Annotated in this window: 30 protein-coding genes and 1 pseudogene; 6 read left to right on the forward strand and 25 right to left on the reverse strand. The window is 64.3% G+C overall.

Features of this window, described 5'->3' with window-relative positions:
- Positions 1-19 precede the first annotated feature (19 nt).
- The 4 genes from AB7E19_RS19530 to norV form a co-directional block, all read right to left on the reverse strand.
- Positions 20-1,237: a 4Fe-4S binding protein gene (locus tag AB7E19_RS19530; RefSeq protein WP_322131793.1), complete on the reverse strand. Its 1,218-nt coding sequence runs from the start codon at positions 1,235-1,237 to the stop codon at positions 20-22.
- Between the two features lie 122 nt (positions 1,238-1,359).
- Positions 1,360-1,698 (reverse strand): DUF1971 domain-containing protein, encoded by a 339-nt coding sequence (locus AB7E19_RS19535; RefSeq protein ID WP_114523034.1) that lies wholly within the window; start codon positions 1,696-1,698, stop codon positions 1,360-1,362.
- 52 nt (positions 1,699-1,750) lie between these two features.
- The gene (norW, locus tag AB7E19_RS19540) at positions 1,751-2,917 is read right to left on the reverse strand and encodes an NADH:flavorubredoxin reductase NorW (RefSeq protein WP_322131792.1); all 1,167 of its coding nucleotides are present in this window, start codon (positions 2,915-2,917) and stop codon (positions 1,751-1,753) included.
- Positions 2,914-4,398: an anaerobic nitric oxide reductase flavorubredoxin gene (gene norV / locus AB7E19_RS19545; RefSeq protein ID WP_427936308.1), complete on the reverse strand. Its 1,485-nt coding sequence runs from the start codon at positions 4,396-4,398 to the stop codon at positions 2,914-2,916. Before norV ends, norW begins: the two co-directional genes overlap by 4 nt.
- A gap of 170 nt (positions 4,399-4,568) precedes the next feature.
- On the opposite strand from norV, the gene norR reads away from it, so the two are divergent.
- Positions 4,569-6,095 carry a nitric oxide reductase transcriptional regulator NorR gene (gene norR, locus AB7E19_RS19550; protein WP_322131774.1) on the forward strand — a complete coding sequence of 509 codons (1,527 nt, stop codon included), beginning with the start codon at positions 4,569-4,571 and terminating at the stop codon, positions 6,093-6,095.
- An 83-nt stretch (positions 6,096-6,178) separates the two neighbouring features.
- Here the strand turns inward: norR and AB7E19_RS19555 are convergent, their stop codons facing one another.
- Positions 6,179-7,183: a substrate-binding domain-containing protein gene (locus tag AB7E19_RS19555; RefSeq protein WP_010672385.1), complete on the reverse strand. Its 1,005-nt coding sequence runs from the start codon at positions 7,181-7,183 to the stop codon at positions 6,179-6,181.
- Positions 7,184-7,618: 435 nt separating this feature from the next.
- Here AB7E19_RS19555 and AB7E19_RS19560 point away from each other — a divergent pair, with 435 nt between their 5' ends.
- From AB7E19_RS19560 to AB7E19_RS19580, 5 genes and pseudogenes are all read left to right on the forward strand, one after another.
- Positions 7,619-8,740, forward strand: a complete 1,122-nt coding sequence (locus AB7E19_RS19560; protein WP_039041003.1) for a branched-chain amino acid ABC transporter substrate-binding protein — start codon at positions 7,619-7,621, stop codon at positions 8,738-8,740.
- 66 nt (positions 8,741-8,806) lie between these two features.
- Positions 8,807-9,733 carry a high-affinity branched-chain amino acid ABC transporter permease LivH gene (livH, locus tag AB7E19_RS19565; RefSeq protein ID WP_010672383.1) on the forward strand — a complete coding sequence of 309 codons (927 nt, stop codon included), beginning with the start codon at positions 8,807-8,809 and terminating at the stop codon, positions 9,731-9,733.
- Positions 9,734-9,815: 82 nt separating this feature from the next.
- Positions 9,816-11,084, forward strand: coding sequence for a high-affinity branched-chain amino acid ABC transporter permease LivM (locus tag AB7E19_RS19570; protein WP_427936311.1), 1,269 nt, complete (start codon positions 9,816-9,818; stop codon positions 11,082-11,084).
- Complete coding sequence (gene livG, locus AB7E19_RS19575; RefSeq protein ID WP_010672381.1) at positions 11,081-11,854, forward strand: high-affinity branched-chain amino acid ABC transporter ATP-binding protein LivG; 774 nt, start codon at positions 11,081-11,083, stop codon at positions 11,852-11,854. The genes AB7E19_RS19570 and livG overlap by 4 nt, the downstream gene beginning before the upstream one ends.
- A 10-nt stretch (positions 11,855-11,864) precedes the next feature.
- A pseudogene (locus AB7E19_RS19580) lies at positions 11,865-12,416 on the forward strand (ABC transporter ATP-binding protein); the annotation flags it as partial.
- Between the two features lie 138 nt (positions 12,417-12,554).
- Here AB7E19_RS19580 and AB7E19_RS19585 read toward each other — a convergent pair.
- From AB7E19_RS19585 to AB7E19_RS19680, 20 genes are read right to left on the reverse strand one after another with little or no spacing between them, the layout of a single operon-like run.
- Positions 12,555-13,040: a phage virion morphogenesis protein gene (locus AB7E19_RS19585; RefSeq protein WP_182963403.1), complete on the reverse strand. Its 486-nt coding sequence runs from the start codon at positions 13,038-13,040 to the stop codon at positions 12,555-12,557.
- The gene (locus tag AB7E19_RS19590) at positions 13,037-13,825 is read right to left on the reverse strand and encodes a phage minor head protein (RefSeq protein WP_054893695.1); all 789 of its coding nucleotides are present in this window, start codon (positions 13,823-13,825) and stop codon (positions 13,037-13,039) included. The genes AB7E19_RS19585 and AB7E19_RS19590 overlap by 4 nt, the downstream gene beginning before the upstream one ends.
- Positions 13,822-15,432, reverse strand: a complete 1,611-nt coding sequence (locus tag AB7E19_RS19595) for a DUF935 domain-containing protein (protein WP_073652203.1) — start codon at positions 15,430-15,432, stop codon at positions 13,822-13,824. Before AB7E19_RS19595 ends, AB7E19_RS19590 begins: the two co-directional genes overlap by 4 nt.
- 9 nt (positions 15,433-15,441) lie before the next feature.
- Positions 15,442-17,130 carry a hypothetical protein gene (locus AB7E19_RS19600; RefSeq protein WP_278856065.1) on the reverse strand — a complete coding sequence of 563 codons (1,689 nt, stop codon included), beginning with the start codon at positions 17,128-17,130 and terminating at the stop codon, positions 15,442-15,444.
- On the reverse strand, positions 17,130-17,651 hold the full coding sequence (locus AB7E19_RS19605; RefSeq protein ID WP_182963405.1) for a DUF3486 family protein: 522 nt from the start codon (positions 17,649-17,651) through the stop codon (positions 17,130-17,132). Before AB7E19_RS19605 ends, AB7E19_RS19600 begins: the two co-directional genes overlap by 1 nt.
- Positions 17,652-17,657: 6 nt before the next feature.
- A complete protein-coding gene (locus AB7E19_RS19610; RefSeq protein WP_232098392.1) occupies positions 17,658-17,972 on the reverse strand; it encodes a hypothetical protein in 315 nt (104 codons plus the stop codon).
- The gene (locus tag AB7E19_RS19615; RefSeq protein ID WP_073652200.1) at positions 17,969-18,247 is read right to left on the reverse strand and encodes a hypothetical protein; all 279 of its coding nucleotides are present in this window, start codon (positions 18,245-18,247) and stop codon (positions 17,969-17,971) included. Before AB7E19_RS19615 ends, AB7E19_RS19610 begins: the two co-directional genes overlap by 4 nt.
- Complete coding sequence (locus tag AB7E19_RS19620) at positions 18,244-18,741, reverse strand: hypothetical protein (RefSeq protein ID WP_197971569.1); 498 nt, start codon at positions 18,739-18,741, stop codon at positions 18,244-18,246. The genes AB7E19_RS19615 and AB7E19_RS19620 overlap by 4 nt, the downstream gene beginning before the upstream one ends.
- A complete protein-coding gene (locus AB7E19_RS19625) occupies positions 18,738-18,980 on the reverse strand; it encodes a hypothetical protein (RefSeq protein WP_182963407.1) in 243 nt (80 codons plus the stop codon). The genes AB7E19_RS19620 and AB7E19_RS19625 overlap by 4 nt, the downstream gene beginning before the upstream one ends.
- Positions 18,977-19,420: a M15 family metallopeptidase gene (locus AB7E19_RS19630; RefSeq protein WP_182963408.1), complete on the reverse strand. Its 444-nt coding sequence runs from the start codon at positions 19,418-19,420 to the stop codon at positions 18,977-18,979. Before AB7E19_RS19630 ends, AB7E19_RS19625 begins: the two co-directional genes overlap by 4 nt.
- A 45-nt stretch (positions 19,421-19,465) precedes the next feature.
- Positions 19,466-19,831, reverse strand: coding sequence for a Mor transcription activator family protein (locus AB7E19_RS19635; RefSeq protein ID WP_033965066.1), 366 nt, complete (start codon positions 19,829-19,831; stop codon positions 19,466-19,468).
- A complete protein-coding gene (locus AB7E19_RS19640) occupies positions 19,828-20,478 on the reverse strand; it encodes a gp16 family protein (RefSeq protein WP_182963410.1) in 651 nt (216 codons plus the stop codon). Before AB7E19_RS19640 ends, AB7E19_RS19635 begins: the two co-directional genes overlap by 4 nt.
- A complete protein-coding gene (locus tag AB7E19_RS19645) occupies positions 20,475-21,167 on the reverse strand; it encodes a DUF2786 domain-containing protein (RefSeq protein WP_182963411.1) in 693 nt (230 codons plus the stop codon). Before AB7E19_RS19645 ends, AB7E19_RS19640 begins: the two co-directional genes overlap by 4 nt.
- 1 nt (position 21,168) lies before the next feature.
- The gene (locus tag AB7E19_RS19650; RefSeq protein ID WP_182963412.1) at positions 21,169-21,363 is read right to left on the reverse strand and encodes a hypothetical protein; all 195 of its coding nucleotides are present in this window, start codon (positions 21,361-21,363) and stop codon (positions 21,169-21,171) included.
- Positions 21,363-21,872, reverse strand: coding sequence for a host-nuclease inhibitor Gam family protein (locus tag AB7E19_RS19655; protein ID WP_182963413.1), 510 nt, complete (start codon positions 21,870-21,872; stop codon positions 21,363-21,365). Before AB7E19_RS19655 ends, AB7E19_RS19650 begins: the two co-directional genes overlap by 1 nt.
- Complete coding sequence (locus tag AB7E19_RS19660; RefSeq protein WP_052156551.1) at positions 21,808-22,248, reverse strand: hypothetical protein; 441 nt, start codon at positions 22,246-22,248, stop codon at positions 21,808-21,810. The genes AB7E19_RS19655 and AB7E19_RS19660 overlap by 65 nt, the downstream gene beginning before the upstream one ends.
- Positions 22,238-22,723, reverse strand: coding sequence for a hypothetical protein (locus AB7E19_RS19665; protein WP_033965072.1), 486 nt, complete (start codon positions 22,721-22,723; stop codon positions 22,238-22,240). Before AB7E19_RS19665 ends, AB7E19_RS19660 begins: the two co-directional genes overlap by 11 nt.
- Positions 22,720-23,070, reverse strand: coding sequence for a hypothetical protein (locus AB7E19_RS19670; RefSeq protein ID WP_052156552.1), 351 nt, complete (start codon positions 23,068-23,070; stop codon positions 22,720-22,722). The genes AB7E19_RS19665 and AB7E19_RS19670 overlap by 4 nt, the downstream gene beginning before the upstream one ends.
- A 1-nt stretch (position 23,071) precedes the next feature.
- On the reverse strand, positions 23,072-24,325 hold the full coding sequence (locus AB7E19_RS19675; protein ID WP_182963415.1) for an AAA family ATPase: 1,254 nt from the start codon (positions 24,323-24,325) through the stop codon (positions 23,072-23,074).
- Positions 24,322-26,151 carry a transposase gene (locus AB7E19_RS19680; protein WP_278855957.1) on the reverse strand — a complete coding sequence of 610 codons (1,830 nt, stop codon included), beginning with the start codon at positions 26,149-26,151 and terminating at the stop codon, positions 24,322-24,324. Before AB7E19_RS19680 ends, AB7E19_RS19675 begins: the two co-directional genes overlap by 4 nt.

The following is a 26,151-nucleotide window of genomic DNA, read 5'->3' on the forward strand; positions in this document are numbered from 1 at the left end:
CCTTTTGCCCTTTCCCCCCTCAGTGGCTCAGCCAGGGCAGCCGCTGCAACAACTCGTAGCGGTCAGGGATCGGTGTCTGGCTGACCCAGAGATCCAGCAAGCCGTAGGAGAGCAGCGGCAACACCAGCAGCAACAGACAGAGCAGTCCCAGCAGTTGGCGGGGGGCGAGTCGCTGCCCTTGCGTGCCAAGATGCAGGGCATCGGCCCGCTTGGGGCAGGCGGCCACGCAGCTCTGGCAACTGGTGCACTCGAGGCTCTGCACCGCGATGAGCTGGTGCACCTGGATGCGCGAGGGGCAAACCCGGCTGCACTTGTCACAATCGTGGCCCAGGCTTCGCAGGCAGCGGGCCGGGTCGCGGCGAATGCGCAATGGGGTCAGCAGGCCGAGCAGGGCGAACCAGGCGCCATAGGGGCAGAGGTAGCGGCAGAACCCTTGCCGGAAGGTGGCGGTGAGCAGCAGCACCCAGCCAAGGCACAGGCCCGAGATCAGGGTCAGGTTGAAGAAGAAGGCCCCCATCTTCATGTCCGCCGCCTGATGGTAGGGGCTGGCGAGGTAGCCGGGCAGGGCGGCGGCGGGTACCGCCAGCAATATGATGAAGAGCAAAAAGCCGAGCACCAGAAACTTCTGGCCGCGCAACACGGCATCGAGCCAGCGCGGCGGGGTCCACTCCCCCGGCAACAGGCGCGAGCGCAGGCCGTGCAGCCACTCCCCCACCAGCCCGAGCGGGCAGAACCAGGCACAAAACGCCCGACCCAGCAGCAGGGCCGACAGGGAGAGCACCAGCACGGTGACGGTGGCCGCCGGGTGATGGGGGTCCGTCAGCCCCTGCCCGAGCCAGGCCCGCAGCCCGAGACCACCTGCGATGGGCAGGAAACCGTCCACCACGTCGGGGCGCACCAGCCAGGGGGTCATCCCCAGCCCCAACTGTCCGATATGAACAACATATTGAACCGCCACCAACCCCCAACACAGCAGCAATAGCTGCCTGGTGGCCATTCTGAGACGTTGACTGTCTATGTGGGCCAGCATGAGCAGGGGGTGATAGCGCAGCCAGAGCGCCAGGGTCGTGGCCACCAGCCCCAGTGCGAGCCAGAGTACCGAATCCGCCACCAGCAGCCAGAGCGCGGCGGCCAACAGCAGAGAGAGAGTCCAGCCCCAACCGCTGCGGCCCTGCCACAACAACAGAACCAGATAGACCAGACCCGAGGTCATGGTCAGGGCTTCCAACAGGCTCATGCTTCCCTCACAGTGCTCATCCGAATCGAGGGGGCAGGATAACCAACATCTGAGTTGATGATTTTGATCTGCATGGGCAGAGGGGGCATTTGCCCGCTCCGCCCTCTGAGCCTTAAACCCCGTTATTTGCGGCTGTGGAACAGCGGCTGGTCGGATTCTGCCTGCTCGGCCCAGAAGTGGATGTTGAAACGGGCATCCTCCGACAGCTCGACCCTGTGCCAGTACCGGGGCGGGCTGGTGGCAAACTCCCCGGCCCGGATCACCAGGCTCACCTCGGGCTCCTCGGCCTGTTCGTCGGCAAAGCCGTGATAGGTGACGGTGCCCTCCATCACGCAGAGTTGGCCGAACACCCCGGCCGCGGTGTTGTGGTGGGTGAGCAGGGCCTGGGGCACATTCTGGCGGGTGAAGAAGGGGGTGGAGCGGCGCACCACCCAGTGAGACGGGATCAGTTGCATGGCCATATCGGTTCTCCTCGTGTGGCCGGGTCGACCCGGCCGATGCAATGTAAAGGGGTTAACGGGGCAGCTGACGCAGCAGCGGGAAGGCGGCGCTCATCTGGTCGCCCCCCACCACGAAGCCGCACAGCTCGCCTGCTTGGTCGCAGGCCTCGGCCACCATGCCGTGGCTATTCCAGCGGCACTGCCAGGCAAGATCCTCGCCCCGGGTGCGACCGGCCAGTTGCAGCGGGTAGCGCGGCGTCTTCACCTTCACCAACATGGGGGGCAAAGTCAGCGGGGTCGGCGTCCCGAGCAGGGTGCGCGCCAGCGCATTGGCCCCCAGCACGATGGGTTGCAGGAAGGGGAGCAGCTGACCCTGCCACTGGGCGCAATCCCCCAGCGCGAAGATATGGGGGTCGCTGGTCTGCAGCCGATCGTCGACCAGAATGCCACGCTCCACTGCCAGCCCGGCCCCGCGGGCCAGGGCCAGATTCGGCCGCAGGCCGATCGCGGCGATCACCAGATCCTGCTCGCTGATGCGGCCATCGGTCAGGGTCACCCGCCAGCCATCGCCCGGCTGGGCATCTATCCTGGCGAGACCCGTCCCGAACTGCAGGCTGACCCCCTGGCTGCGTAGCGCCTGTTGCAGCGGCTCGGTCAGGGCGGCGGGCAGCAGGGCGCTTAAGGGGCTGTCGGCCAGATCCACCAGCGTCACCTCTTTTCCTGCGCTCGCCATGTCCATCGCCAGCTCGCAGCCGATGAGCCCCGCCCCCAGCACCAGGATGCGGCGGGCCTGGCGCAGTTGCGCCTCGATGGCGGCGAACTCCTGCTGGCTGTTGAGGGTGAACAGGTGTTCGCTGCCCGGCAGATCGGGGCGCGCCGCGCTCGCCCCGGTGGCCAGCACCAGCTTGCCGTAGGGGAATTCCCCCTGCTCGGTCAGCACCAACCGCCTTGCTGGGTCGATGCCATGCACCGGGCAGTGGGGCAGCAGCGCGATGCGCTGCTGCTCGGCAAAGTCGCTGCCGCTCTGGCGGGTCATGGCTGCGGCAGGGCAGCCCCGACTCACCACATGGCTCAAGTCGGGCTTGTTGTACTCGTCGCCGCTGTCGGCGGTGATGAGGCGGATGGGCTGCTCGGCGTCCAGCTTGCGCAGGCTCTTGACCAGCTGCTGGGCAGCGAAGCCGCTGCCGATCACCACTATCTCCCGGCTGATGCCAGCGTCACTCTGCGTTGCTGCGCTCATACACAGGCCTCCACGGCGCAGGGTTCGAATACCTCCTTGCCGATGCCGCAACCCGGGCAGAGGAAGCTGTCAGGTACCTGGGCCCAGGGGGTGCCCGGCGCCACCAGCTGATCCGGCTCACCCAGCGCCGGGTCATAGACCCACTGGCAGACGGTGCAGAGCATGGCCTGATCATCGTCCCATTCGGCGGCGGCCGCTGCGGCTTGCGGCTCAACAGCAGGCATCGCGGGGACGGGTACCACCGCCGCATGAGTAGCGGTGATCGGGCGGGGCGCATCCAGCGGATGCAGCGCCCACTGACGGGCGAGCTGGCGGCCATGCTCGCGGCATTCGGCCAGCGCCGAACCATCCGGGCGCCATTTGGCCTTGAGGGAGATGCTGATGTCGAAACCTGCGTCCATCAATCGGGTCTGGATCCGGTCCACCGCACCGCCGGTCCAGCCGTAGCTGCCGAAGGCCGAGGCGCGCTTGTTGCGAAAACGCAGGCCGGTGATCTCTTCGAGCATGCCCGCCACCTTGGGCATCATGACGTTGTTCATGGTGGAGGAGCCCACCAGTATCCCCTTGGAGCGGAACACCTGGGTCAGGATCTCGTTCTTGTCGTGGCGGGCCACGTTGTAGATCTTCACCGCCACGCCGGGGTCCACCTCGTGGATGCCCTGGGCGATGGCGTCCGCCATCATGCGGGTGTTGTTGGACATGGAGTCGTAGAACAAGGTGATGCGGTCTTCCTGATAGTGGTCGGCCCACTCCAGGTATTTCAGGATGATCTGGGTGGGGTCCTCGCGCCAGACGATGCCGTGGGAGGTGGCCACCATGCTCACTGGCAGGTTGAAGCCCAGCACCTCTTTGATCTTGGCGGTCACCAGGGGGCTGAAGGGGGTGAGGATGTTGGCGTAGTAGCGCTGGCACTGCTCCATCAGCTCGCTCTGATCCACCTCGTCGTTGAACAGGTGCTCGTCGCAGTAGTGCTGGCCGAAGGCGTCGTTGGAGAAGAGCACCGCATCCTCGGTCATGTAGGTCATCATGCTGTCGGGCCAGTGCAGCATGGGGGTCTCGATGAACACCAGCTGCTTGCCGTTGCCGATGTCCAGGCTGTCACCGGTCTTGACCGGGTGGAAGTTCCACTCCGGGTGGTGATGATGGCCGGTGATGGAGTCGATGGCGTTGTGGGTGCAGTAGATGGGGGTGCCGGGGATACGGGTCATCAGCTCGGTCAGGGCGCCGGCGTGATCCTCCTCGGCGTGGTTGATCACCACGTAGTCGATGGCGGCGAGATCGATCTCGGCCGCCAGGTTCTGCACGAACTCCCGGCTGAACTTGTGATCGACGGTGTCGATCAGCACGTTTTTCCCTTCGCGGATGAGGTAGCTGTTGTAGCTGGTGCCCTTGTGGGTCTTGTACTCGGTGCCGTGGAAGTCGCGTACCTCCCAGTCCCGTTGGCCGACCCAGTGGATGTTGTTCTTGACGTGAATGCTCATCAGGCAGTTCCTCGAATGCAATAGTGGATGTTCAACTGAACCAGCTATTGCAGCGGACGTGCCAAATTGTAACCCATTGTTTTTAATGGCTTCGCATATCACTCGTTGTCATTAAGACACCACACCTTTATAGTCAAAATCACAAACATACTGTCATTTGGACAATTATCGTGATCTCGACCGACAGCCTGGCGCGCATCGCCCTCGACCTGCAACTCGGCATCTCCCATCAGGACCGCTTCCACCGCCTGATCCAGAGCGTGCGCAGCCTGCTGAACTCGGATGCCTCGGCCCTGCTGCGCTACGAGGGGGGCCAGTTCATCCCGCTGGCCATCGACGGCCTGATGCAGGACGTGCTGGGGCGCCGCTTCGCCCTCAAGGATCACCCGCGCCTCGAGGCCATCGCCCGCGCCGGGGATGTGGTGCGCTTCCCTGCCGACAGCGCCCTGCCCGACCCCTATGACGGCCTGCTGCCGGATCACGACGACTTCAAGGTGCACGCCTGCGTCGGCCTGCCGCTCTTCTCGGATCAGGCGCTGATCGGCGCCCTGACCATAGACGGCATGAACCCGGCCCAGTTCGACGGCATCAGCGACGAGGAGCTGCGGCTGGTGGGGGCCCTGGCCGCCGCCGCCCTCGACAACGCCCTGCTGCTGGAGCGGCTCGCCCGCCAGAGCAGCGAGCCCCTGGTCCCCGGCACCCGGCCCGGCCCTGAGCAGCCGGAGATGATAGGGCACTCCCCCGCCATGGCCCGGTTGCGCCACGAGATAGACGTGGTGGCAAGCTCTGAGCTGAACGTGCTGATTTTGGGGGAGACCGGGGTCGGCAAGGAGCTGATCGCCAAGGCGGTGCATGGCGGCTCGCCCCGCGCCCATGCCCCCCTGGTCTACCTCAACTGCGCCGCCCTGCCCGAATCCGTGGCCGAGAGCGAGCTGTTCGGCCACGTGAAGGGGGCCTTCACCGGCGCCATCCACAATCGGGCGGGCAAGTTCGAGCTGGCGGACAAGGGCACTCTGTTTCTCGACGAGATAGGGGAGCTGTCGCTGGCGCTGCAGGCCAAGCTGCTGCGGGTGCTGCAATACGGCGATCTGCAGCGGATCGGTGACGACACCCCGCTCAAGGTGAATGTGCGCATCCTGGCGGCCACCAACCGGGATCTGAAACAGGCGGTGGTCGAGGGGCAGTTTCGGGCCGACCTCTACCACCGGCTGAGCGTGTTCCCGATCCACGCCCCGGCACTGCGGGAACGCCCAGGCGACATTCCCCTACTGGCCGGTTACTTTTGCGAGCGCTGCCGGCTCGGCCTGGGGCTGGATCAGCTGCGTATCCAGCCACAAGCGCTGCAACTGCTCGAGCGCCACGACTGGCCCGGCAACGTGCGGGAGCTGGAGCACGCCATCCACCGCGCCGCCGTGCTGGCCAGGGCCGAACAGGGCAGCCCCTCGCCGACCCTGAAACCCCACCACTTCAACCTGGGACCGACGGGCTCATCCCTTCCCGCCGACACCGTCAGCCAGCCCGCCTCTCCGGCCATTACCGGCCTGGGCCTTCGCGCCGCCACCGATCTGTTCCAGCGCCAACTCATCGAGCAGACCCTGACGGCCCATGACGGCAACTGGGCCGCCAGCGCCCGGGCGCTGGATCTGGACGGCGGCAACCTGCACCGCCTCGCCAGGCGGCTCGGTCTCAAGGCCTGACGCCCCCAGATACGAGAGGGGCCCAAAAACAGAAACCCCCTCGCTGGCGAGGGGGTTTCTTGTTCATGGCACCCGTGGCGCCGTCAGCGCAGGGACTTGACCGAGCGGCGGACGATGAGCTCGGGCTGCACCGTCATGGACTCCACTTCCAGCTCCTTGTTGCGGATCCGGCTCACCAGTTGCTGCACCGCCAGCAGGCCGAGCTCGGCCTTGGGGTGGCGGATGGTGGTGAGCGGCGGGCTGGAGAAGCGCGCCATCTCCACGTCGTCATAGCCGATCATGGAGATATCGTCCGGCACCTTGACCCCGGCCTCCCAGGCGGCGCAGATGGCACCGATGGCCATGGGATCGTCGAAGGCAAAGACCGCGGTCGGGCGAGGGGTGAGGGCCAGGATGCGCTGCATGGCATCGAAGCCGCTCTGGCTCTCGTAGTCCCCTTCGAAGATCTGCTCTTCTTTCAGGGTCATCCCCTGTTCAGCCAGGGCATCGCGCACCCCGTCCAGCCGTTGCTGGGTAGTCGGCTTGGCGAGATGGCCGGTGATGCAGACGATGTTGGTGTGGCCCTGCTCCAGCAGATGGCGCACCGCCAGACGCGCGCCGATGCGGGCGTTGTCGTTGATCACGTTGGCGAAATCGCACTCGTTGCCCCAGTCCAGCACCACTTGCGGCACGTTTTTGTGGATACGCAGCATGTCCCTGAACTGGGTGTCGATATCGGTCCCCAGCACCAGCAGACCGTCGACCCGCTTCTCCATCAGCATGCGCAGATAGTGCTGCTGGCGGGGCGGCTGGTTCTCGGTGTTGCACAGGATCAGGCTGTAACCCTGCTCGAAGCAGTAGGCTTCCACCCCCTGTACCACTTCCGCGAAGAAGGGGTTGGCACTGGTGGTCACCAGCATGCCAATGGTCTTGGTCGAATTGATCTTGAGACTGCGCGCCACCGAGTTGGGCGCGTAGTTCAGCTCTGCCACCGCCTCAAGCACTTTCTGGGTTGCGTCTTCGCTGACCCGACGGGTGTGATTGAGTACATGTGAGACGGTGGAGATGGATACGCCTGCGCGCGAGGCGACATCCTTGATAGTTGCCATCTCTGTCTCCTGAATAACAAAGGCGGAACAGTAGCAGATTTCCCGAATAAAGGCTTGGTTTTAACGGGCGCTGCCAGTGAATTATCAATGCTGGCTAATCTATGCGGTCATTTCTTTTTGCGCAAACGGATTTTGGTCAAAATGAGAGCGGACGCAGAATGAAATATCGTCAGTTTTTTACTCTGGAAATTGTCACCATGACAATTTGTTATCTGTATGTTGCACCATCACAGCAACATTAAACTCCAATAAACAGCAATAAACTGCGTGTTAGTTTCACAAAACCCCTCTCGCGCCTGCTCCGGTTAGTATCTTTAACATCTTGTTATTGCCCGGCGAGGAATGATAGAACCTTATCTATCGCCGGGCTGGCGGGACACAGGCTCGGAATGACGTGCATAAAATGAAACAATTCACTGATTAAGGGACGAATCAATGCATAACTTCAGCAAAATGGCAGTCAGAGCAGCGGTTTCTTTGGCTCTGTTTGGATCAGTTTCCATGGCCAATGCGGCCGATACCATCAAGATCGGCATCGCCGGCCCCCTGACCGGCCCGGTCGCCCAGTACGGTGACATGCAGTTCACCGGCGGCAAGATGGCGGTCGAGCAGATCAACAAGGCGGGCGGCATCAAGGGCAAGCAGATCGAAGCCGTCATCTATGACGATGCCTGCGATCCCAAGCAGGCCGTGGCCATCGCCAACAAGGTGATCAACGACGGCGTCAAGTTCGTGGTCGGCCACCTCTGCTCCGACAACACCCTGCCCGCCTCCGACATCTATGAAGATGAAGGGGTCCTGATGGTCACCCCCGCCTCCACCAACCCCAAGATCACCGAGCGCGGTTACCAGCTGACCCTGCGTACCATCGGTCTGGACAGCGACCAGGGCCCGACCGCCGCCAAGTACATCATCGAGCAGGTCAAACCCCAGCGCGTGGCCGTCATCCACGACAAGAAACAGTACGGTGAAGGCATCGCCTCCAGCGTGAAAGCCGCGCTGGACAAGGCCGGCGTCAAGGTCGTTGCCTATGAGGGCATCACCGCCGGCGACAAGGACTTCTCCGCCCTGATCGCCAAGCTGCAAAAAGAGAACGTCGACTTCGTCTACTACGGCGGCTACCACCCCGAGCTGGGTCTGATCCTGCGCCAGGCTGGCGAGAAGGGTCTGAAGGCCAAGTTCATGGGTCCGGAAGGGGTGGGCAACAAGGACATCTCCGCCATCGGCGGCCCGGCTTCCGAAGGCCTGCTGGTGACCCTGCCGAACAAATATGACCTGGTGCCGGCCAACGCCCCCATCGTAGAAGCATTCAAGGCCAAGGGTCAGGACTCCTCCGGTCCGTTCGTCTGGACCACCTACGCCGCCATGCAGGCCCTGGCGGCCGGTATCGCCAAGGCGGGCGAGGATGATCCGGCTGCCGTCGCTGCCGCCATCAAGGCCGCACCGATCGACACCGTGATGGGCCCCCTGACCTGGGCACCGAACGGTGACCTGAAAGGCTTTGAATTCGGTGTGTTCCAGTGGCACGCCGACGGTACCTCCACTCAACTCAAATAATCTGCCGGTCGGGGTGACGTGAGTCACCCCTCCTTTCTTTGCGGGCAAGTACACAGGGAACGCGGTATGTCCGAACACCTTCTTTATCTGGTTCAGCAGTTGCTGAACGGATTGACCATAGGCAGCACCTATGCGTTGATCGCCATCGGCTACACCATGGTCTACGGCATCATCGGCATGATCAACTTCGCCCACGGCGAGGTCTACATGATCGGCTCCTATGTCGCCTTCATGGTGATGGCCGGGCTCATGATGATGGGCATCGACAGCACCGTGCTGCTGCTGGGGGGCGCCTTCCTGGTCAGCATCATCATCACCGGCAGCTATGGCTGGTCCATAGAACGGGTGGCCTATCGTCCGCTGCGGGGCGGCAACCGCCTGATCCCCCTCATCTCCGCCATCGGCATGTCGATCTTCCTGCAGAACATGATGCGGATGGCCCAGGGCTCGCGTGACATCGCCATGCCCACTCTGATCTCCGGGGGCTGGACCCTCGGCGGCGAGGATGGCTTCCAGGCCAGCCTCTCCTACATGCAGCTCATCATCTTCGTGGTGACCTTCGTCACCATGCTGGCGTTGACCCAGTTCATCGGCCGCTCCCGCATGGGGCGTGCCTGCCGAGCCTGTTCCGAAGACATCAAGATGGCCAACCTGTTAGGGATAGACACCCACGTGGTCATCTCCATCACCTTCGTGCTGGGGGCCGCCCTGGCCGCCGTCGCGGGGGTGCTGCTCGGCATGTACTACGGTGTCATCAACCCCTATCTCGGCTTCATGGCGGGCTTGAAGGCCTTCACCGCCGCGGTATTGGGCGGCATCGGCAGCATTCCCGGTGCCGTACTGGGCGGCCTGCTGCTCGGCGTGGTGGAAGCGCTCACCGCGGGCTATCTCAGCACCGAGTACAAGGATGTGATGGCCTTTGCCCTGCTCATCTTCGTGTTGCTCTTCATGCCCACCGGCATCCTGGGTCGTCCGGAGGTCGAGAAGGTATGAAAAACCAATCTATGCATGCCCTCGTGCTGCTGTTCATGACCATCACTGGCATTCTCGGCCGTCCGGAAGTGGAGAAAGTCTGATGAAACGTCAATTTATCCATGCCTGCATCGCCAGCCTGGTGCTGCTGGTGCTCTCCTTCTGGCTGCTCGGCTTCAAGCTGGAGACCGATGGCTCCCGCCTGCTGGTGGTGAGCCGCCTCGATGTGTCACTGGCCTGGCTGCTGGGGGGCGCCACCATCGTTTTCTGGTTCCAGATGCTGCGCGGCCAGATAAGCCGGCTGTTCCAGGCCTCCATCAGCGGCTTCTCCGTCGGCTTCACCAAGCTGGTGCTGCCAAGCCCCGAAGAGGCCCCCAAGCTCTATAACCTCACCGCCGTGCTGGTGCTGCTGTTTGCGGTGAGCTGGCCCCTCATGGCCTCTCGCGGCGCCATCGATCTGGCCACCCTCACCCTGATTTACATCATGCTGGGGCTGGGGCTGAACGTGGTGGTGGGCCTCGCCGGTCTGCTCGACCTCGGCTATGTCGGCTTCTATGCGGTCGGCGCCTACAGCTACGCCCTGCTCAACACCTACTTCGGTCTGAGCTTCTGGGAGTGTCTGCCCATCGCAGGTCTGCTGGCGGCCACCTTCGGCTTCCTGCTCGGGTTCCCGGTGCTGCGGCTGCGGGGGGACTACCTGGCCATCGTCACCCTGGGCTTTGGCGAGATCATCCGCATCCTGCTCAACAACATGACCACCCTGACCGGCGGTCCGAACGGGATCTCCGGCATTCCGAAACCGACTCTGGGGGGGCTCGAGTTCAACCGCACCGTCAAGGATGGGGGCTTTGGCACCTTCCACGACTTCTTCGGCATCGCCTACAACGCCAACCACAAGGTGATCTTCCTCTACCTGATGGCCCTGGTGCTGGTAGTGGCGACCCTGTTCGTCATCAACCGCCTGCTGCGCATGCCGCTCGGCCGTGCCTGGGAGGCGCTGCGGGAAGACGAGATCGCCTGCAAGTCCCTGGGGCTCAACCCCACCATCATCAAGCTGACCGCCTTCACCATAGGCGCCTGCTTCGCGGGCTTTGCCGGCAGCTTCTTCGCCTCGCGCCAGGGCTTCATCAGCCCGGAATCCTTCGTCTTCATCGAGTCGGCCATCGTTCTTGCGATTGTGGTGCTGGGGGGCATGGGATCCCAGATCGGGGTGGTGCTGGCGGCCATCGTGATGACGGTGCTGCCGGAGCTCGCCCGCGAGTTCAACGAATATCGCATGCTGATGTTCGGTCTCTTGATGGTATTCATGATGATCTGGCGGCCGCAGGGACTGCTGCCCATGAGTCGACCCCATATGGAGCTGCGTAAATGAGCAACAATCAACCATTGTTGGATGTCTCAGATCTGTCGATGCGCTTTGGCGGCCTGCTCGCGGTCAACGGCGTCAAGCTGGATGTGGAAAAGGGGGAGGTGATCTCCATCATCGGCCCCAACGGGGCGGGCAAGACCACCATCTTCAACTGCCTGACCGGCTTCTATCGCCCGAGTGGCGGTGTCATTCGCTACAAGGGTGAGGAGATCCAGGGGTTGCCCGGCCACCTCATCGCCCGCAAGGGCATAGTGCGGACTTTCCAGCACGTGCGCCTGTTCAAGGAGATGACAGCGGTGGAAAACCTGCTGGTGGCCCAGCACAGGCATCTCAATACCGGCTTCATCGCCGGCCTGTTCAAGACCCCCTCTTTCCGCCGTGCCGAGAAAGAGGGGCTGGAGCAGTCCGCCTTCTGGCTGGAAAAGGTGGGCCTCAAGGATCTCGCCAACCGCGCCGCGGGCAACCTGGCTTACGGCCAGCAGCGCCGCCTCGAGATCGCCCGCTGCATGGCGACCCGGCCCGAGCTGCTGATGCTGGATGAACCGGCCGCAGGTCTCAACCCCAAGGAGACCGACGAGCTCAACGAGCTCATCTCCAACCTGAGGGACGAGTTCGGGGTCTCGGTGCTGCTGATCGAGCACGACATGAAGCTGGTGATGGAGATCTCCAACCGCATCTTCGTGGTCAACCAGGGCACCCCGCTGGCCCACGGCAAACCGGACGAAATCCGCAGCAATCCGGCGGTGATCAAGGCCTATCTGGGCGAGTCGTAAGGACAAAAAGATGTTAGAACTTCGCAACGTATCGACCCACTACGGCAAAATTCAGGCGCTGCACGACGTCAGCGTCGAGGTGAAAGAGGGGGAAATCGTCACCCTGATCGGCGCCAACGGCGCCGGCAAGACCACTCTGCTGATGACCCTGTGTGGCGAGCCCAAGCCCAGCAGCGGTTCCATCTGGTTCGAGGGGGAGCAGATAGACTCTCTCACCACCGCCCGCATCATGCGCAAGGACATCGCCGTGGTGCCGGAGGGGCGCCGCATCTTCGCCCGCCTCACGGTGGAGGAGAACCTGCTGATGGGGGCCTTCTTCGTCGACAAGGCGGAGCAGCGCGGCCTGCTGGATCAGATATTTACCTTGTTCCCCCGCCTGCACGAGCGGCTGGAGCAGCGGGCAGGCACCATGTCCGGCGGCGAGCAGCAGATGCTGGCCATCGGCCGCGCCCTGATGAGCAAGCCGCGCCTGCTGCTGCTGGATGAACCCTCCCTCGGATTGGCGCCCATCGTCATCCAGCAGATCTTCGACACCATAGAGCAACTGCGCCAGAAGGGGATGATGAACAGAACCACCATATTCCCTAGAGAGAAGGGACGATAAATCCCGGAAGAACCGGGAAATGGCCGGAAGTAACCGGATGGCCCTTGAAAACGTCTTGCAAGAGTTGAAAACGCGGTCGCGGCGCTCGCCGGGCCATCAAATGCCGCCTTCCACGAAGTCGGCCATCATCTCCATCAGCACCGACCGCGCCGTAGGCGTCAGCTCCAGGTCGCTTCCTTCCTTCCTGACCGGCATGTACCCACGGGCTGGAATAGTAACCTTCTGGCCACGCCCGGCCTTGCCGCCGAGCTGCTGGATGGCCGCGTAGGGCTTCGAGACGGACAAACCGGCCCGGCTGGCGTCGTGGAAGGGCTGGACGCTCGGAGCCAGGCCACCAGGAGAGCGTTGCAGCTTCTTGCCCGGCCAGTGGCCAGCCTTCTCGCGTTGCCGGATGGTCGAGAGCGCCAGCGGTTTCCACTTGTCGCCGCCCACTTCGCCTTCGCGCTCGAAGGCTTCCTCGGTGAGCGACAGCACCTCGGCCGCGATACCAGCCATCAGCGGCTCGGGATTCTGGAGGCGTGCCCTGATTTCTGCCAGTTTGGCACTTGCCTGGTCGTTGATCTCGACGTTCATGTCGGTCATGGCTGGCCTCCGTGGTAGTCGGCGGCCGGGTTGTAGTCCCAGCCCGCGTCGGGCTGGAACGGCCTCTCCATGCCCGGCAGCGTCAGGCGCTTGACCTTGATCGTGGAGCCGTCGCGCTGCGGCACGTCCACCTCCTGGATGTGGCCTTCGGCGGACTCGACCTCGTAGCCGTTGCGGCGGACGGCCGAGGCGGTCAGGGGCTGCGCGCGGCACCGGCACTTCCAGCCGTTCGGCGGATAGGCGACCGACCAGCCCGCATCATCGTGGCGGAACACTCGCCCGTGCATGGCTCGGTGGGTCGGCCGTGTGCGGTTGTCCAGCACCGCCACGTAGCGCCAGAAGGGATGCGTGGCCGTGGCCGCCTTCATGCCGCGCCAGCGCCCGGCCTGGAAGGCGGTCTGCATGTTCTGCTCGTAGATCAGCTTCAGGCGACGCGGACTGCCCAGCTCCACCGGGCGGCTGGTGCCGGGATACACGGTGATCTCGCCGGTCTCGTAGTCGATCTCCTTGCCCCACCAGCCCTTTGCTTGCAGCGTCGGGGTGAGCTTGTCGATGAACTGCTGGTAGCTCTCGCCCTTGCTCATGGACTCCACCAGCGCAGAGCGGATGTCCTCTAGCACGTCATAGCCCGCCGAGCGCGCCACGGTGAAGGCGCGCCGGTGCGCCGTCTGCCAGAGGTCGCGCCAGGACTCGCTGACCTGCAAGCCCTTGGAGCGCAGGAACTCGACCGCCTGCTCGGGCGGCATGTTGAAGGCGGCCAGGAGGGTGGACTTGTCGATGCTCACTCGGTCAGCTCCTGCCGCACGGCGTCAGCGCCGAACAGTTCGGACACGAACAGGGCGCGGGCGATGGCTTCGACTAGCAGAGCGTCATCGGTCAGCGGGTTTTCACTGGCCAGCAGCGCCAGTGCGTCCTCGGGGCCGGATGCCCGGCCGAGGGCTTCCAGCGCAGGCTTCAGCCAGGCGGCCGCCTGCGGTTGCAGCACGGCGGACAGTTCCTCCAGCGCGCCATCGAGCACGGCCTGGTCGGGGAACTCGGAACCGGCCGCTGCTTCCTCGCGCAACGCCGCCACCAGTGCGGCCTTGGCGTCGGCCTTCTTGGTCTTGGGGGCGGGCGGCTCCTCCTTGGCCGGAGCGGCGGTGCTGGTGGCCAGGACGGCCTCCTTATCCGAGGTCGGCTGGGGAATCCGCAGCCGTTCGTGTGCCCACTGCGTCGGGATTTGCATACCGATGGCCACCAGCTTCGGCAGTGCGTCGGCGTAGACCTTGATGTCCTCGCCTTCGGTCGTGTCGAACACCAGGCGGGGGCAGCGTCGGAAGTCGGCCCAGCCTTTATTGATGGCCAGAAGCGGGTAGATCAGGTCGCGGGTGAGCGTGCCCGCGAGCTGCTTGCAGTCGCTGTCGCGGATGTCCAGGCGCACTTCGTTGTGGATTTCGGCCACGCCGGAGCCGAGGCCGGTGGCCTCGGTGGTGCTGGTCAATGTGCTGCCCAGGATGGCCTTCGATTGCGTCTGCTCGCACCACTTAATCATCACCTCGAACGGCTTTTCCGAACCCTTCGCGGCCTCCTCGAACTCGATGGCCATCGCCGAGGGGATGACGCCTGCGGCGTTGTGGCCGATGCCCGCGACGGCGCGCCAGAGCGTTGCCTTTTCCTCGGGGCTGGCGTTGCTCGGATACTTGCCGATGCGCAGCGGCAGACCGTAGATGTCGAGGAACTCGGCCAGGTCGCCAACCGAGAAGTGCTTGAACAAGTAGGGCCACACTAGCACGCGGCCCAGGCCGGAGCGCACGGTGTAGCCGGACATGGCCTTGTGGACGTGCATCATCCAGCCAAACGGGCGCAGCGGCACGCCGTCCAGGGAGCTGTCGCGCAGGCGCAGCTCGGTGCGGGTGTCGCGGTCGAAGCGGAACCAGGTCTGCGGGCGGTGGTTGAAACGCACCACCGTCCAGTCGCTTCCAACCCTGTCCCAGTCGTACTCGATAGGCGCGAAACCGTGCCCGATGGCGTCCAGCGCATCGAACATGAGGTCTTCCAGGTCGGTCATGTCCAGCAGCAGCTCCTTGGCATAGGCGCTGGCTTCCTCCTCCTCCTTGCTCGGGTTGCGTGGCGGCACGATGTCCCAGGGCAGCTTGATGACGGCGCGCTTGCGCTTGGACAGTTCGGAGAAAACGTGGCCATCGCGTTCCTCCATGTCGCGGAAAAGCTCATGCTGCGCGATCAAGTCGCCGTTTTCCGCGCGCTCCAGGATGGAGTTCAGGCGTGCGGGTGTCAGGCCGCGCGAGGGATGCTGCGCGACCTCCCGGTGCAGGTTGATAAGTTGCGAGGTCTGCGCCTCATCCAGCGACGCCATGTTGATGGGGTTGCCGTATTGGTCGAGAAGTTTTGCCATTCAGTGCTCCTACCAGCCAGCCATGCGGCCGCCGTATTCAAGATCGGTGTCGGTGTCCATTTCATCGACCTGCGCATCGCGCCGTGGCACTTCCATGTACTCGGCCAGCCATTCATCAACCGGGTTGAGCGCGGCGAACTGCATCAGCGCACCGGCCACCGCGCCGTCGCCGTGCCTGACCAGGTCGGCGTCCTTCAGGTCTTTGCGCTCCAGCTTCGGCACCATCGGAATACCGTCGATGTACTCGACGGCGCGGTGGTCATCCTCCAGCGAGGCGTCGCGCGGCATGGTGATGAAGCCGTCCTCGAACAGCGAGATGTATTTGCCCATCCACTCGCCGTACCAGGAACGCGAGAGCGTGATCTCGTGGACGGGGCCGCCGGTGTAGCCGCCCGTTTTCTCATCGAACACCGCGCGCCCGAACTTGTCGCCGGTGTATTCCATGAGCGTCTGGCCAGGGCCGGAGGCATCGCCCGCGAACGTCCACCGCTTCAGCTCGCCCAGCAGCGCCCAGAGAATCTGCTCCTGCTGCCGGGTCGGGGCGTTGGCCAGCTCCAGGATAAAGGGCACGTCGCGGCGCAGATCGGCCGTGATGCGGGCGGGCGTGATGACCGAGAAGTGACGGTGGCGCGCGAAGTCCATGCCGACAGCCCAGCGCCCGGAAAAGCCGCGCTGGGCTTCGTTGAGTGCAGGCATGAGCGTGGTGGCAATCCACGATGCGGCCCATATCTCGCGCTCCTTTTCTGACCGCTTCGGGAAGTCGTCGCTGAAAACGATGCGGAGCACGGGCCGGATTTCCGGCATTGCCCGTTCAATCCAGACCGAGGGAATAGCCGAACCGTCGCCATCACGCGGAATCACGTCCAGCTCCTCGCGCATGGCTGCCTTGCGCGGGCCATATGCGGCCCGGATGGCGGTGTACCAGTCCCTTTTGCCTTCTTCGGTCGCTGGGATGCCTTTCATGGCACAAACGCGCTCGTAGAGGCCGTTGGCCACGGCGTCATCGAACGTGATGCGGATGCACCTGGCACGCTTCCCGTAGCGCCCGGCACGGACGTCCTGCACCAACTGGTGGAAAGCGTTTTTCTTGCCGCGATGCGATGACCAGACGCGAATGCGGCCGCCCCAAATGAGCAGAGCCGTGGCTGATTCGAGCACCTTGGAAACGTCCTTGTGCAAGGCTGCTTCGTCCAGGTCAACCAGCCCTTGCAAGCCGTGGATGTTTTCCGGCCGAGAAGAAAGCGCCGTGACGCGGAACCCGCTGGCGAAGCGGACGCGGAACGCCTGAATCTCGCGGCTGGTGCCATCGGCCCGCTGGTCAAGGAAGATGTGCTGCTCAATGCGCGTCGCCTGGCCACGCGCCACGATCTGCGAGAACTTGCCGACATAGCCGATGTATTCCAGACCCTTTTCACGGGTGTCGGCCATGTACCACACGTTGCTGCCGCCTGCTTCCTTGGCGGTGGCGGCGGTGATCGTGTCGGTCAGGGCTTGTGCGAACGTGATACCCGTGCGGCGGCCTTTCTCGCACACCGAGATGTCCAAGTCCTGCTGCATCCGAATCCAGTCCGACTGGTGCTTCATCAGCACTCCTTCGGCGAAGGGGTCGAAGTCGGGAGGTATCTGGCGGACGTTCTCCGGCAGCTCGTCCCACTCGACGATGCGCTCGGTATCGGGGAGAGATGCAGGAATACCCATCACATGCCCATCAAGACTTGTTCGCGCCAGAAGCGGGCTTCGTCGGCATTGAGGCCACGGGCCTGGGCAGCGGTGTCAACGCGCGCGGCAGCTTCTTCCAGCGCCTGCTTGCGGGCCTCGGCCTGCCAACGCTTCTGCGCCACGGATGCCTTGCCCAGCTCGGCCACGGCGCGGGCGAGCTTCGGCAGATCGACCGCGTCAGGATCGACGTTCATCTCCATGAGGATGGAAAACATCTTTTCCTGGGTGAGCCGCACCAGGGCATCGTTGACCGCGCCATCGTCATCGGGCGCGGCCTGTACCACGGCACGGGCCTGTTCGGTGACCAGTCGCAGGGTTTTCAGGCGCTCCTCGAACGCCTGGCCGTAGCTGTGCAGGCTGGACTTGCCGATGCTGTAGCCGCGTTTGCCCAGCTCGGCGGCCAGGCGTTCGTACTGGCTGAAGTTGTTCTCCACCAGCGCTTGGTCGAGCCATGCTTTAACAGGCGCTGGGAGCGCCTCCACCTTCGAGCGGCGCGGCATGGCGGCTCACCAGTACTTGGCCGGGCGCGCAATGCCCGGCTCACACGCGACCGTGTACTCGACAACGTCGATGCCGTAGCGGTCGAGCTTGCAGAACCACTGTGGCTGCGAGTCTCGGCCGGTGATCGTGACCAGGTTGCGCTCGGCCAGGTAGTCCAGGTTGCGGCGCAGCTCCAGCGGCGTCAGGTCGGGCAGCATCGGCGTGATCGCCGATAGCACCACCTGTTCGCTGGTGCCCACGGGCTGCGCGGAGTTGAGGGCCAGCAAGATCAGCCAGCGCAGGTTCTCGCGCCGTGCTTTTTCCAGGTCGGGGGTCATCATGACTTCTCCATCAATCTTTCAATACGTGCTCCGATTGCATCCAGCTTGGCGTTGAGCACGGTCTCAAAGCGGATGGCGTCCTCGCGCCGCTGGTATTCCAGCGGCAGCTTGGTCAGCGTTTCGTTGAGCTGGTTTTCCAGCTTGCTCACGCGGTCGTTTTGCTGGTCGATGCGGGCGTCGAGCTGCCGCAGCAGAATCTTCCCGAACGAGGCCAGGGTGCCGATGAAGCCCAGCAACAAGCCGACCAGGTGCCAAAAATCAACTTGAATGGTCATTGCACTTGCTCCTGCTGGCTGACCCACGATTGCAGCGCCTTCAACTGTTCGGCGACTTCGTGATAGGTGGCGTAGTTTTCGACGACGGTGGCGGCAGCGGTTTCAACGCTGGCGGCGGGCGCATCAGCAACTCTGGCGGGGTCGGGAAGCTGGCCTTGGGCGGCGGCGTCGTGGAGCACGCGGAAACCGCCAGGCAAATCGCAGGCAGCAGCAGACGAAACATAGATTGGCACCTCCTTGATGATGTCCTTGCCGCGTTCCTTCACCACCTGGACGCGGTCAACGTATTGCGTCACCACCTGGGTGGTGACTTCGGCTTGGGTGGTTGCGGTCTGCGCAGCGGCCAGCTTCGCGGCTTCGCGTTCGGCGTCCCAGGCCGCCGTGACGCGGCCCTCGCCGTACTGGAACCCGCCGATAGCGGACACGGCAACGATGCCGACCAGGCCCAGCAGCTTCCAGGGCAGCGCGCGGATGACGTCGATGGCGGCGCTCATTGCTTGTCCCCGGCGTTGGCGACGGACGCGGCGATGCTGCCGTACTTGAGCGAGAGGAACTTCGAGGCGGTGACGGCACCGGCCACGCAGGAGAGGTAGGCCCACCACACCTCGGTTTCGGCCTGGCCCACCCAATTCAGCCGCACGAACGAAACGGTGGCGGCGGCGTAGCCGATGTTGGCCCAAATCTTCGTGTGAGAGAGGCGGCCATCGCGGGAGACCAGGTCGATGAGCTTCATGCCGAGGCAACCTCCTGCGGGGTCTTGCCTGCGGCGAGCTGGGCCAGCGACAGGCCGCCCGTGTATTGGAAGTGCGCGTATTCGCGGAACGTCTTCCAGCGGCCAGCCCATTCCAGACCAGCCGCCTCGCCGAGCTGGCCGATGCGCTCCCACAACTTGCCGTCAGCGCCAGTGGTGTTCCACACGGCCTTGCCGTCGCGCAGCGGCACCACGTCGAAGGCGACGCGCCAGTTGTGATAGCTCTGTCCAGGCTTGGCGTTGGTCACGCGCTTGCCGGGGGCGGTTCGGCCCTGGGCGTAGAGCGCAGCTTGGCTCTCCAGGTCGCGGTAGGTGGAGGTGACGAGGATGTCGATGCCCTCCTGCTTGCACGCGGCTAGGAAGGCTTGCGCCCGTGAGCGCACGGGCGGCAGAAGATCGTCTAGGGAGCGAGAATTTTTCATGCCGTCATGATGGCGGCGGCTCCCTGGTGATGCGATTAAAGTGCTTTAGTTTCCGTCCGGCAGCAGTGGCATCTGCCGGGTGCTAAGGTCGCGTTGTCGCGCCCGCTTCACGATGTTTCTCACCTGCATTTCCGTGAGGTTGTACTTGTGCGCGAGCATCTTGTAGTTGTCCCCGTTGAACTCCGACCAGATTTGCTCATCGCGTTGTGACAGCTCATAGGACAAGCCGCGCGGGATGTACTGTTGAACGCCTCCGATCTCCGTGCGGATGGCTTCGGTGATGGTGAACGCAAGCGACGTAGCTTGCGCGATTTCGTGCGTGACCAGCCGGTTGTAGATCACCTGGCCGATCTGTTCGAGCAGTTCCGGGTATCCATCCGGGAAGTGCATCATCGTGCTCTCTGGCTTCATGGTTTCTCCCTCTTATCGAGTGCTGTTTTCAATGCATCCCAAGCAGTTTGCATGGGGTCAAAGGTCTGCCGGGTTTGCGCCAGGCCGACCGTGGAGCGCAGCCCGGTCAGTTCCTCGTCGCTCAATGTGACGCTGCCGGTCTTGATCGCTTCCGATAAGGTTTGAGCCATTTCCCTCACCTGGCCAGGCAGGTAGCGCATGGCCCACTTCTTCAAAGTCTCGATGAGGGCTTCCGTCTGGTTGCCGTTCGTCCATTGCAGTGCGTCCACCTTGGCGATGCGCTTCACATACGCAGCCAGGGCTTCCTCGGATGGGTTCTTCACCGCGCCCAACTGGTGCAGGAACAACCAGAGGGCGCGTACCTTCCGCGCCTCCGGGTATTGCGCCAGGGGACGGCCCGGCCTGCTTTGAGCAGGAGGCCGGGCCGACTTGACCCGCACCTTGAAACCGCTGCGCTTCATGCGCTCCAGGACGCGCTCCAGCTCCGGCACGCTCATGGCCGAGGTGGAGTCCTTCTGCACACTGCCCATGAGCAGCGCGCGGTAGACATCATCGTCCAGGCCCAGCTCGCGCTTGCCCACATGAATGAGACGTATGAGGCGCTGGCGAGCATCCTGGTTAGCGGTGGTGCGGGCGGCGGACTTCATAGGGCCGCTCCCAGCGCCAGGCGCTCATCACCGCCCACGCCGCGATTGAGCTGGGCATCCCGACCAGCCCGATGCCCGGCCTGCATGTCGCCGTAGTCGCGCTCGGAAAGGTTGCGGCCCGCGTTGCGGTTGTGCCCCTGGAAGCTGGTCAGCGCGTGCTTGTGCTCCAGGTAGGCCGTGACGCGGGCCTGTGCAGCCGCGCTACCGGCGAAGTTCTCCACCAGCTCGGTTGCCGTCATTACCCAGCCCTCGCAGAACAGGTCGGCGCGGCGCGTGCGAGTCGTGGTGCAGCGTTTCAGGGCTGTCTTGACATAGTGCGCCCGCGCCCGCTTCGCCTGGCGAAACAACACCTCGAAGGCGTAGCGGGCGATTTCGCCGGACGGTGCCGCGCCCACGAACACCCAGCGCCCGACTGGACGACTGCACGCCAGGAACACCGAGCAGTCGAACGCGGCGGCCACACGGGTGGCCAAGCCGCATTCCCAGCGGGCGGGCTTCTGCGCAGCACCGGCGCGGGTGCTTTCTTCCTGGATGTCGGCGTGCTCGACGTCCAGGTCGCTGATGCCGTGGGCCTGCATCAGCTTCTGCGCCTGGCGCAGCGCGGTGGCGGCTTCGTGCTCATTGCTGGACTTCGCCAGGGCCAGGCACTTCTTGACCTTGGCGATGATCTTGTCGCGTTCGGTGTGCATGTCAGTCCTCCTGTTCCACAGCGGTGTCAACCATGTTTGTTGCAACCTGTTCGACCTGGTCGGCCAGCGCCTCCAGCGTGTTCACGTTGAATTGGTCGATGTCGTCCCAGTCCGACGACATCTTGAGGAGACGTTCGCGGATGGAGCGCAGGGAGCGGCGCTGGTGTCCCGCGAGTTGTTTGGGTGTGAGCGTCATCACGCCACCTCGACCTCGAACGGTTCGATGACGAAGTCCTCGATGCCGGTGACGATGTTGATGCCTGCGATGCCGGAGACGGCCGTAGGGTCGGCAAGCATGGCTTCCTTGTTCGGTTCATCCTTGCTGCGGATGAAGCGGCCCAGGCCCAGCGAGCGCAGGGTCTCCAGCACCTTATCGACACTGCGGATGCTGACGCTGGGCGGACGCTGCCGCCACTTGACCAGGCCGGTGATAAGGTTGGCCTCCTTGCCGCCGCCCGCGAGCAGCTCGGCGCGGTGCGCTTCGCACCAGGTCTGGATGCCACCGGCCAGCGTGTCGATGCGCGTCTTGAGCGCCTCGATCTCGTCCTTGCGCCCGGCGGTGATGGCAGCGATCTGGTCGTTGATCTCGGTCTCCACCCGCGTCAGCTCGCGCTGCGCATCGCCAAGGGCGCGGATGGCTTCAATCGTCAGTTCCTTGCTCTGGCACACCCACTGTGCCGCTTTTGCCTTTTTTCTGGTTGCCATGATGTGGCTCCTTCATTGATAGCGTTTTCTTGAGGTCTTTCATTAACTCGCGGATGCGTGCCAGGTTCTGTTCACGCACTTCCGGCGAGACCGGGGGCGGCGGTAGCTGGCGCGGTGGTGCGCGAGCGCCGATGTTGTCGAGGTAGAGCTTCGGCGGCGGCCAGCGGTCGCAGACGCGGAACAGCACCAGGAAGGCGCGCTCAAGGCGCTCTCGGTCGAGCTGTTCATCCCACCGGCAGCCGTTGTTCCAGATCGCCTCCAGCCACACCTCGGCGGTGCCGACGATGGCGTCTTCTGGCGGAGTGCCCGCCAGGCGCAGGGCCAGCAGCTTCTGCAGGCCGGTGGCGATGACGATGCGGAACCAGTCAGGCACCATGCTTGAAACTCTCCAGCGCCGCGATGCCCGACAGGGTCTTGGACGTGGTCTTGCCGGTGGTCAGGCGCGGCGCACCATCGACCACCAGGTTGTTTACGGCGGGCCGATAGCCGCTGATTACCTCGTAGAGCCAGCCGTGGCCCTTGAGGGGCGTCTTGAGCCGTCCTGCATCGCGCGCGGCCAGCCCTTGTTCAATGGCCCACACCCAGGCTTCCTGTGGGGCTTCAAACACCTGGCCGTTGCGCGTGATGCGCCCTGCCTGGATGTCCGGCAGCACCTCGTTGAGCAGCTTGCCCACGCGCTCCATCGTTAGTTCGCGGGAGTCAGGCCGATGCAGCGCGACATAGCGCACCAGGGCTGCGCCGAGCGTGCCGGAGAGCTTGAAGGCGGCGGCGAGGGCTTCACGCGCGCCTTCGTGGGCGACCAGGGCGTCGAGCGATAGGGTCGCGCCGCAGGACGGGCAGCGTGTTCTCATTGCATCAGTTCCTTCGCCCGTAGCACTTCTTTCCATGCCACGCGAATGCCCTGGTAGTGGATGGAGCAGAGGCGGCTGCCATCTGCCTGGGTTTCGATGGTGCGGCCGTGGCCCAGCTCCAGCAGCGGCTTGAGCTGCTTGGTGCTTCCAGGCGTTACGGTGATGGTCGGCCGGTCGGTTTGGCCGGGGTACAGCGACTCCTGCACCACGCGGTAGCCCATTGCGCGCAACTCGCGGGCGACGCGGTTGACCAGCTCCAGGCGGGAAACAAACTCCTCGGTGAACACTCTGCTCATGACATGCTCCGTATGGGCGATGGGGCGGACGAGATGCAGGACGGCGGTCATGTCACGCCTCCTTGACGATGTCGGCGTCCACCACCGGAGCGCCGAGGTTGGCGGCCACGTTCATGGCGGCGGTGAGCGCGTTGGCGACGGCCAGCGGGTATGCCAGGCTCACGTAGGTTGTGGTCAACTGCGCCGACTTGGCGTTGCCGGTACGGCGAGCGAAGGTCAGGCGTTCGCGCAGCGCGGCGATGCCTTCGGGCGTGATGACCTGGGCCACATCAACGCCGATGCGGGCCAGCTTGAACTTGAGGTACTCGGCCAGGTAGCCGTCCAGCGGCGGCAGCTCGACGATGTCGCACCGCTGGGCGACCTCGCGCACATCGGGGTCGCTCACCGACAAGCGGGCACGCAGCTCTGGCTGTGCGATCAGCACCACGGACAGCATGGGCGAGAGACCGTCTTTGATCTCGGAAAACCGTTTGAGGTGTTTCAGGGTCGCCTTGGGCAAGCAGTGCGCTTCTTCGATCAACAGAAGATGGCGCTGGCCCGCGCGGTGTCCTGCGGTGAGCAGCTTCTTCACCTGGCGGGCGCGGGCTTCCAGGTCACGCGCAGGAGCAACGCCAGGTGCGACGGTGTCGATGATGGCCTGCACGATGGCCGCGCTCTTGAGCGTCTTTCCCTTGGCGTCGTTCTCCTCCATGTAGAGCACGGAGGGTTCGATCACGACCAGGTCGCGGCCTTCGCGCACCAGGCGGTCTTTGAAGTCATCGACCAGCGTGGACTTGCCGCTGCCGCTCTCGCCGACGATGCCGAGCATCCCGCCATGCTTGGCGGTTTGCCAGAGCGTTTCGCGCACGAAGCGGATGTCCTGGCTGATGAAGACGTCGCTGGCCTGCGTGACGTCGTTCTTGAACGGATCGGCGGCCAGGTTGAAGTGCTTGCGGGTGGCCGGGGTTAGGGTTTGTTTTTGCAGCAGCATGTCGGTTTCCTTCTTGGCAGTTGATGAGGAGGCCGCGTCGGACGTAGGCGCGGTGGTGGAACGCTCTGCGGCGTCTCGGTTTTTCGGGGTGCCCGCGCGGTGCTCGAACGCCGTGGCGATGGCTTTCTCGGACGCGCCCAGCCGGGCCAGTTCGACGCGGATGGCTTGGCGCAGAGCGGGCCAGCCCTTGGCAGGCTGGAAGCCCCAATTAAGGATGTCGGCCAGGGTTCCTGCGCTGATGCCCAGCGTGCGGGCGAACTGCGCCTGCGCCACGTTCATGCGCTTGAGCAGCGCTTTGAGCTTGAGGGGCGTGGGTTTACTGTCGGGGTATCTCATCGGAACCTCCGCAGCTCAATCACGCTGCTACCGTGAGTGCCCGTTGCGGCCGGTGCGACGGCCCACTGGTCAGCCCACGATTGCGGCACGTTGCCGTCCGGGAAGGCGGTTTTGACCTGGCTGTAGAGGTCGGTGGGGGCTGCATCGCCCAGGCGCTCCTTGATGGCGCGAACTGCCTCCGGCACGGTGAGCATGATCTGCACCGAGGCGGCCTTGTTCTGGAGCTGCTGCACTTGGGGCGTCTGCACCTCCCCGGCGTTGGGCAACAGGCGACGCGGCAGGTCGGCCTGGCCGAGATGGCTGTGCGCCACCAAGCCCTTTCCATCGTTGAGGTGGCCGAACGGGCGGGCCTGCTCGGCGCGCTTCTTCTCGGCCTCATCCACCGTGGTGCCATCACCCCAGGCAGTAGCGGCCAGCGTGTTCGCGGCGCGTTCGCTGGCGGTCTGCGGCGCGCGGGCGTACTCTTGGCCTGCTACTGGTGCGGACAGGGGCCGCCCGTATTCGTCGAACTCGCGCTCCGGCTCTACTTGCACCAGCAGGGGGTCCGCGCCCAGGCGGTCGATCTCGATGCGGAGCGCGCCCTGCTGCATGAGCAGCGGCGTGACACGCACCTTCTGGCCGTTGCCCAGGAACTCGGCCCAGGGGTTCAGGTCGTAACTGGCGCGCCGCCCCAGCTCGGGGTGAGCGAAGGTGATTTTCAGGTTGCGTACCTGGCGGGTCAGTTCCTGGCCCGCCATGAACCACTGGCACACCTCGCGCGGCGGCATCTGCACCAGTGCGCCGGGGTGACGCATGATGAGCTGCCAGAGGTCGTCGCGCACCATCGGCTGGCCGCTGGCGCGCACCAGGCGGCAATCGACCTTCTCGATGGCGTTGGCGTTGAAGTCGCGTACCCAGCGGGCCGCCGAAGCATTGAGCTGCTCGACGCTCTCCACTGGCTCGAAGCGCAGGCGGGACTCGAAGTGGGTTTCCACCAGGTTGTTGCCCTGCTCGACGCCGCCCTTGCCCCAGGAGTGGCCGGTGGCGTGTGTCTCGTGGTCAACGCCCAGGGCGTCGAGCAGGTTCTTGATGGCGAAGCTGGTGTTGGCGCTGCCCTTGTCCCACAAGAGCATCTTGGGCACGCCGTGCGACATGCGGTCGGCCTGCTGGCCCCAGGTGTAGAGCAGGAACTCGAACAGGCTGTGCTGATTCTCGCCAGCGGCCTCGAAGTAGCGCACGTCGATGGTGCCACTGGCGTGGTCGTAGCGGACGTAACGCCAGACCTTGAGCCGCACCTTGTCCATGCTGGCGGGCTTGTTCTTGTAGAACTCCTCGTCGCGCATGATCGCCTGACCCTTTGGCGTGTAGTAGATGAGGCAGAGCGAGGGGTCGATCTGGTGCAGGTGGTTGGGATGCAGGCTGCGCAGCGTGATGTGGTTGCGGGCGGCGGCCTGCGCCTTGGCGTCCATGCGGGCGGCGCGCAGCAGCGCGTTGACGCGGCCCTCGGAGACGGTTACGTCGATGCCGTTGGTGTGCGCGATGTTCATGGCCACCGCCGTGGGCAGCGTGGCTTTGCCGTTGCCACGGATGCCTTCGCGCTTGGCCGCTGCGATGAAGTGCAGCGTTTCCTTCGGCAGCGCAGTGGTGCCCGCGTCGGCGCGCTTCTTGCGGCCGGTGCGATAGCCTGCATGGGTGCGCAGCCAGGTGTAGACCGTCGAGGGGTTCCGGCCGATGAGGCTGGCAAAGTTATGCACCAGCTCGGTCGCGCAACCATGCGGGGCCGCAGCGATGCGGTCGCGCAAGGCGAATAGCTCTTGCAGCAGGTCTGGAGCGAGTTGATGGGCCAT

The sequence above is a fragment of the Aeromonas sp. genome, assembly GCF_050252055.1.
Lineage (GTDB): Bacteria > Pseudomonadota > Gammaproteobacteria > Enterobacterales > Aeromonadaceae > Aeromonas > Aeromonas caviae.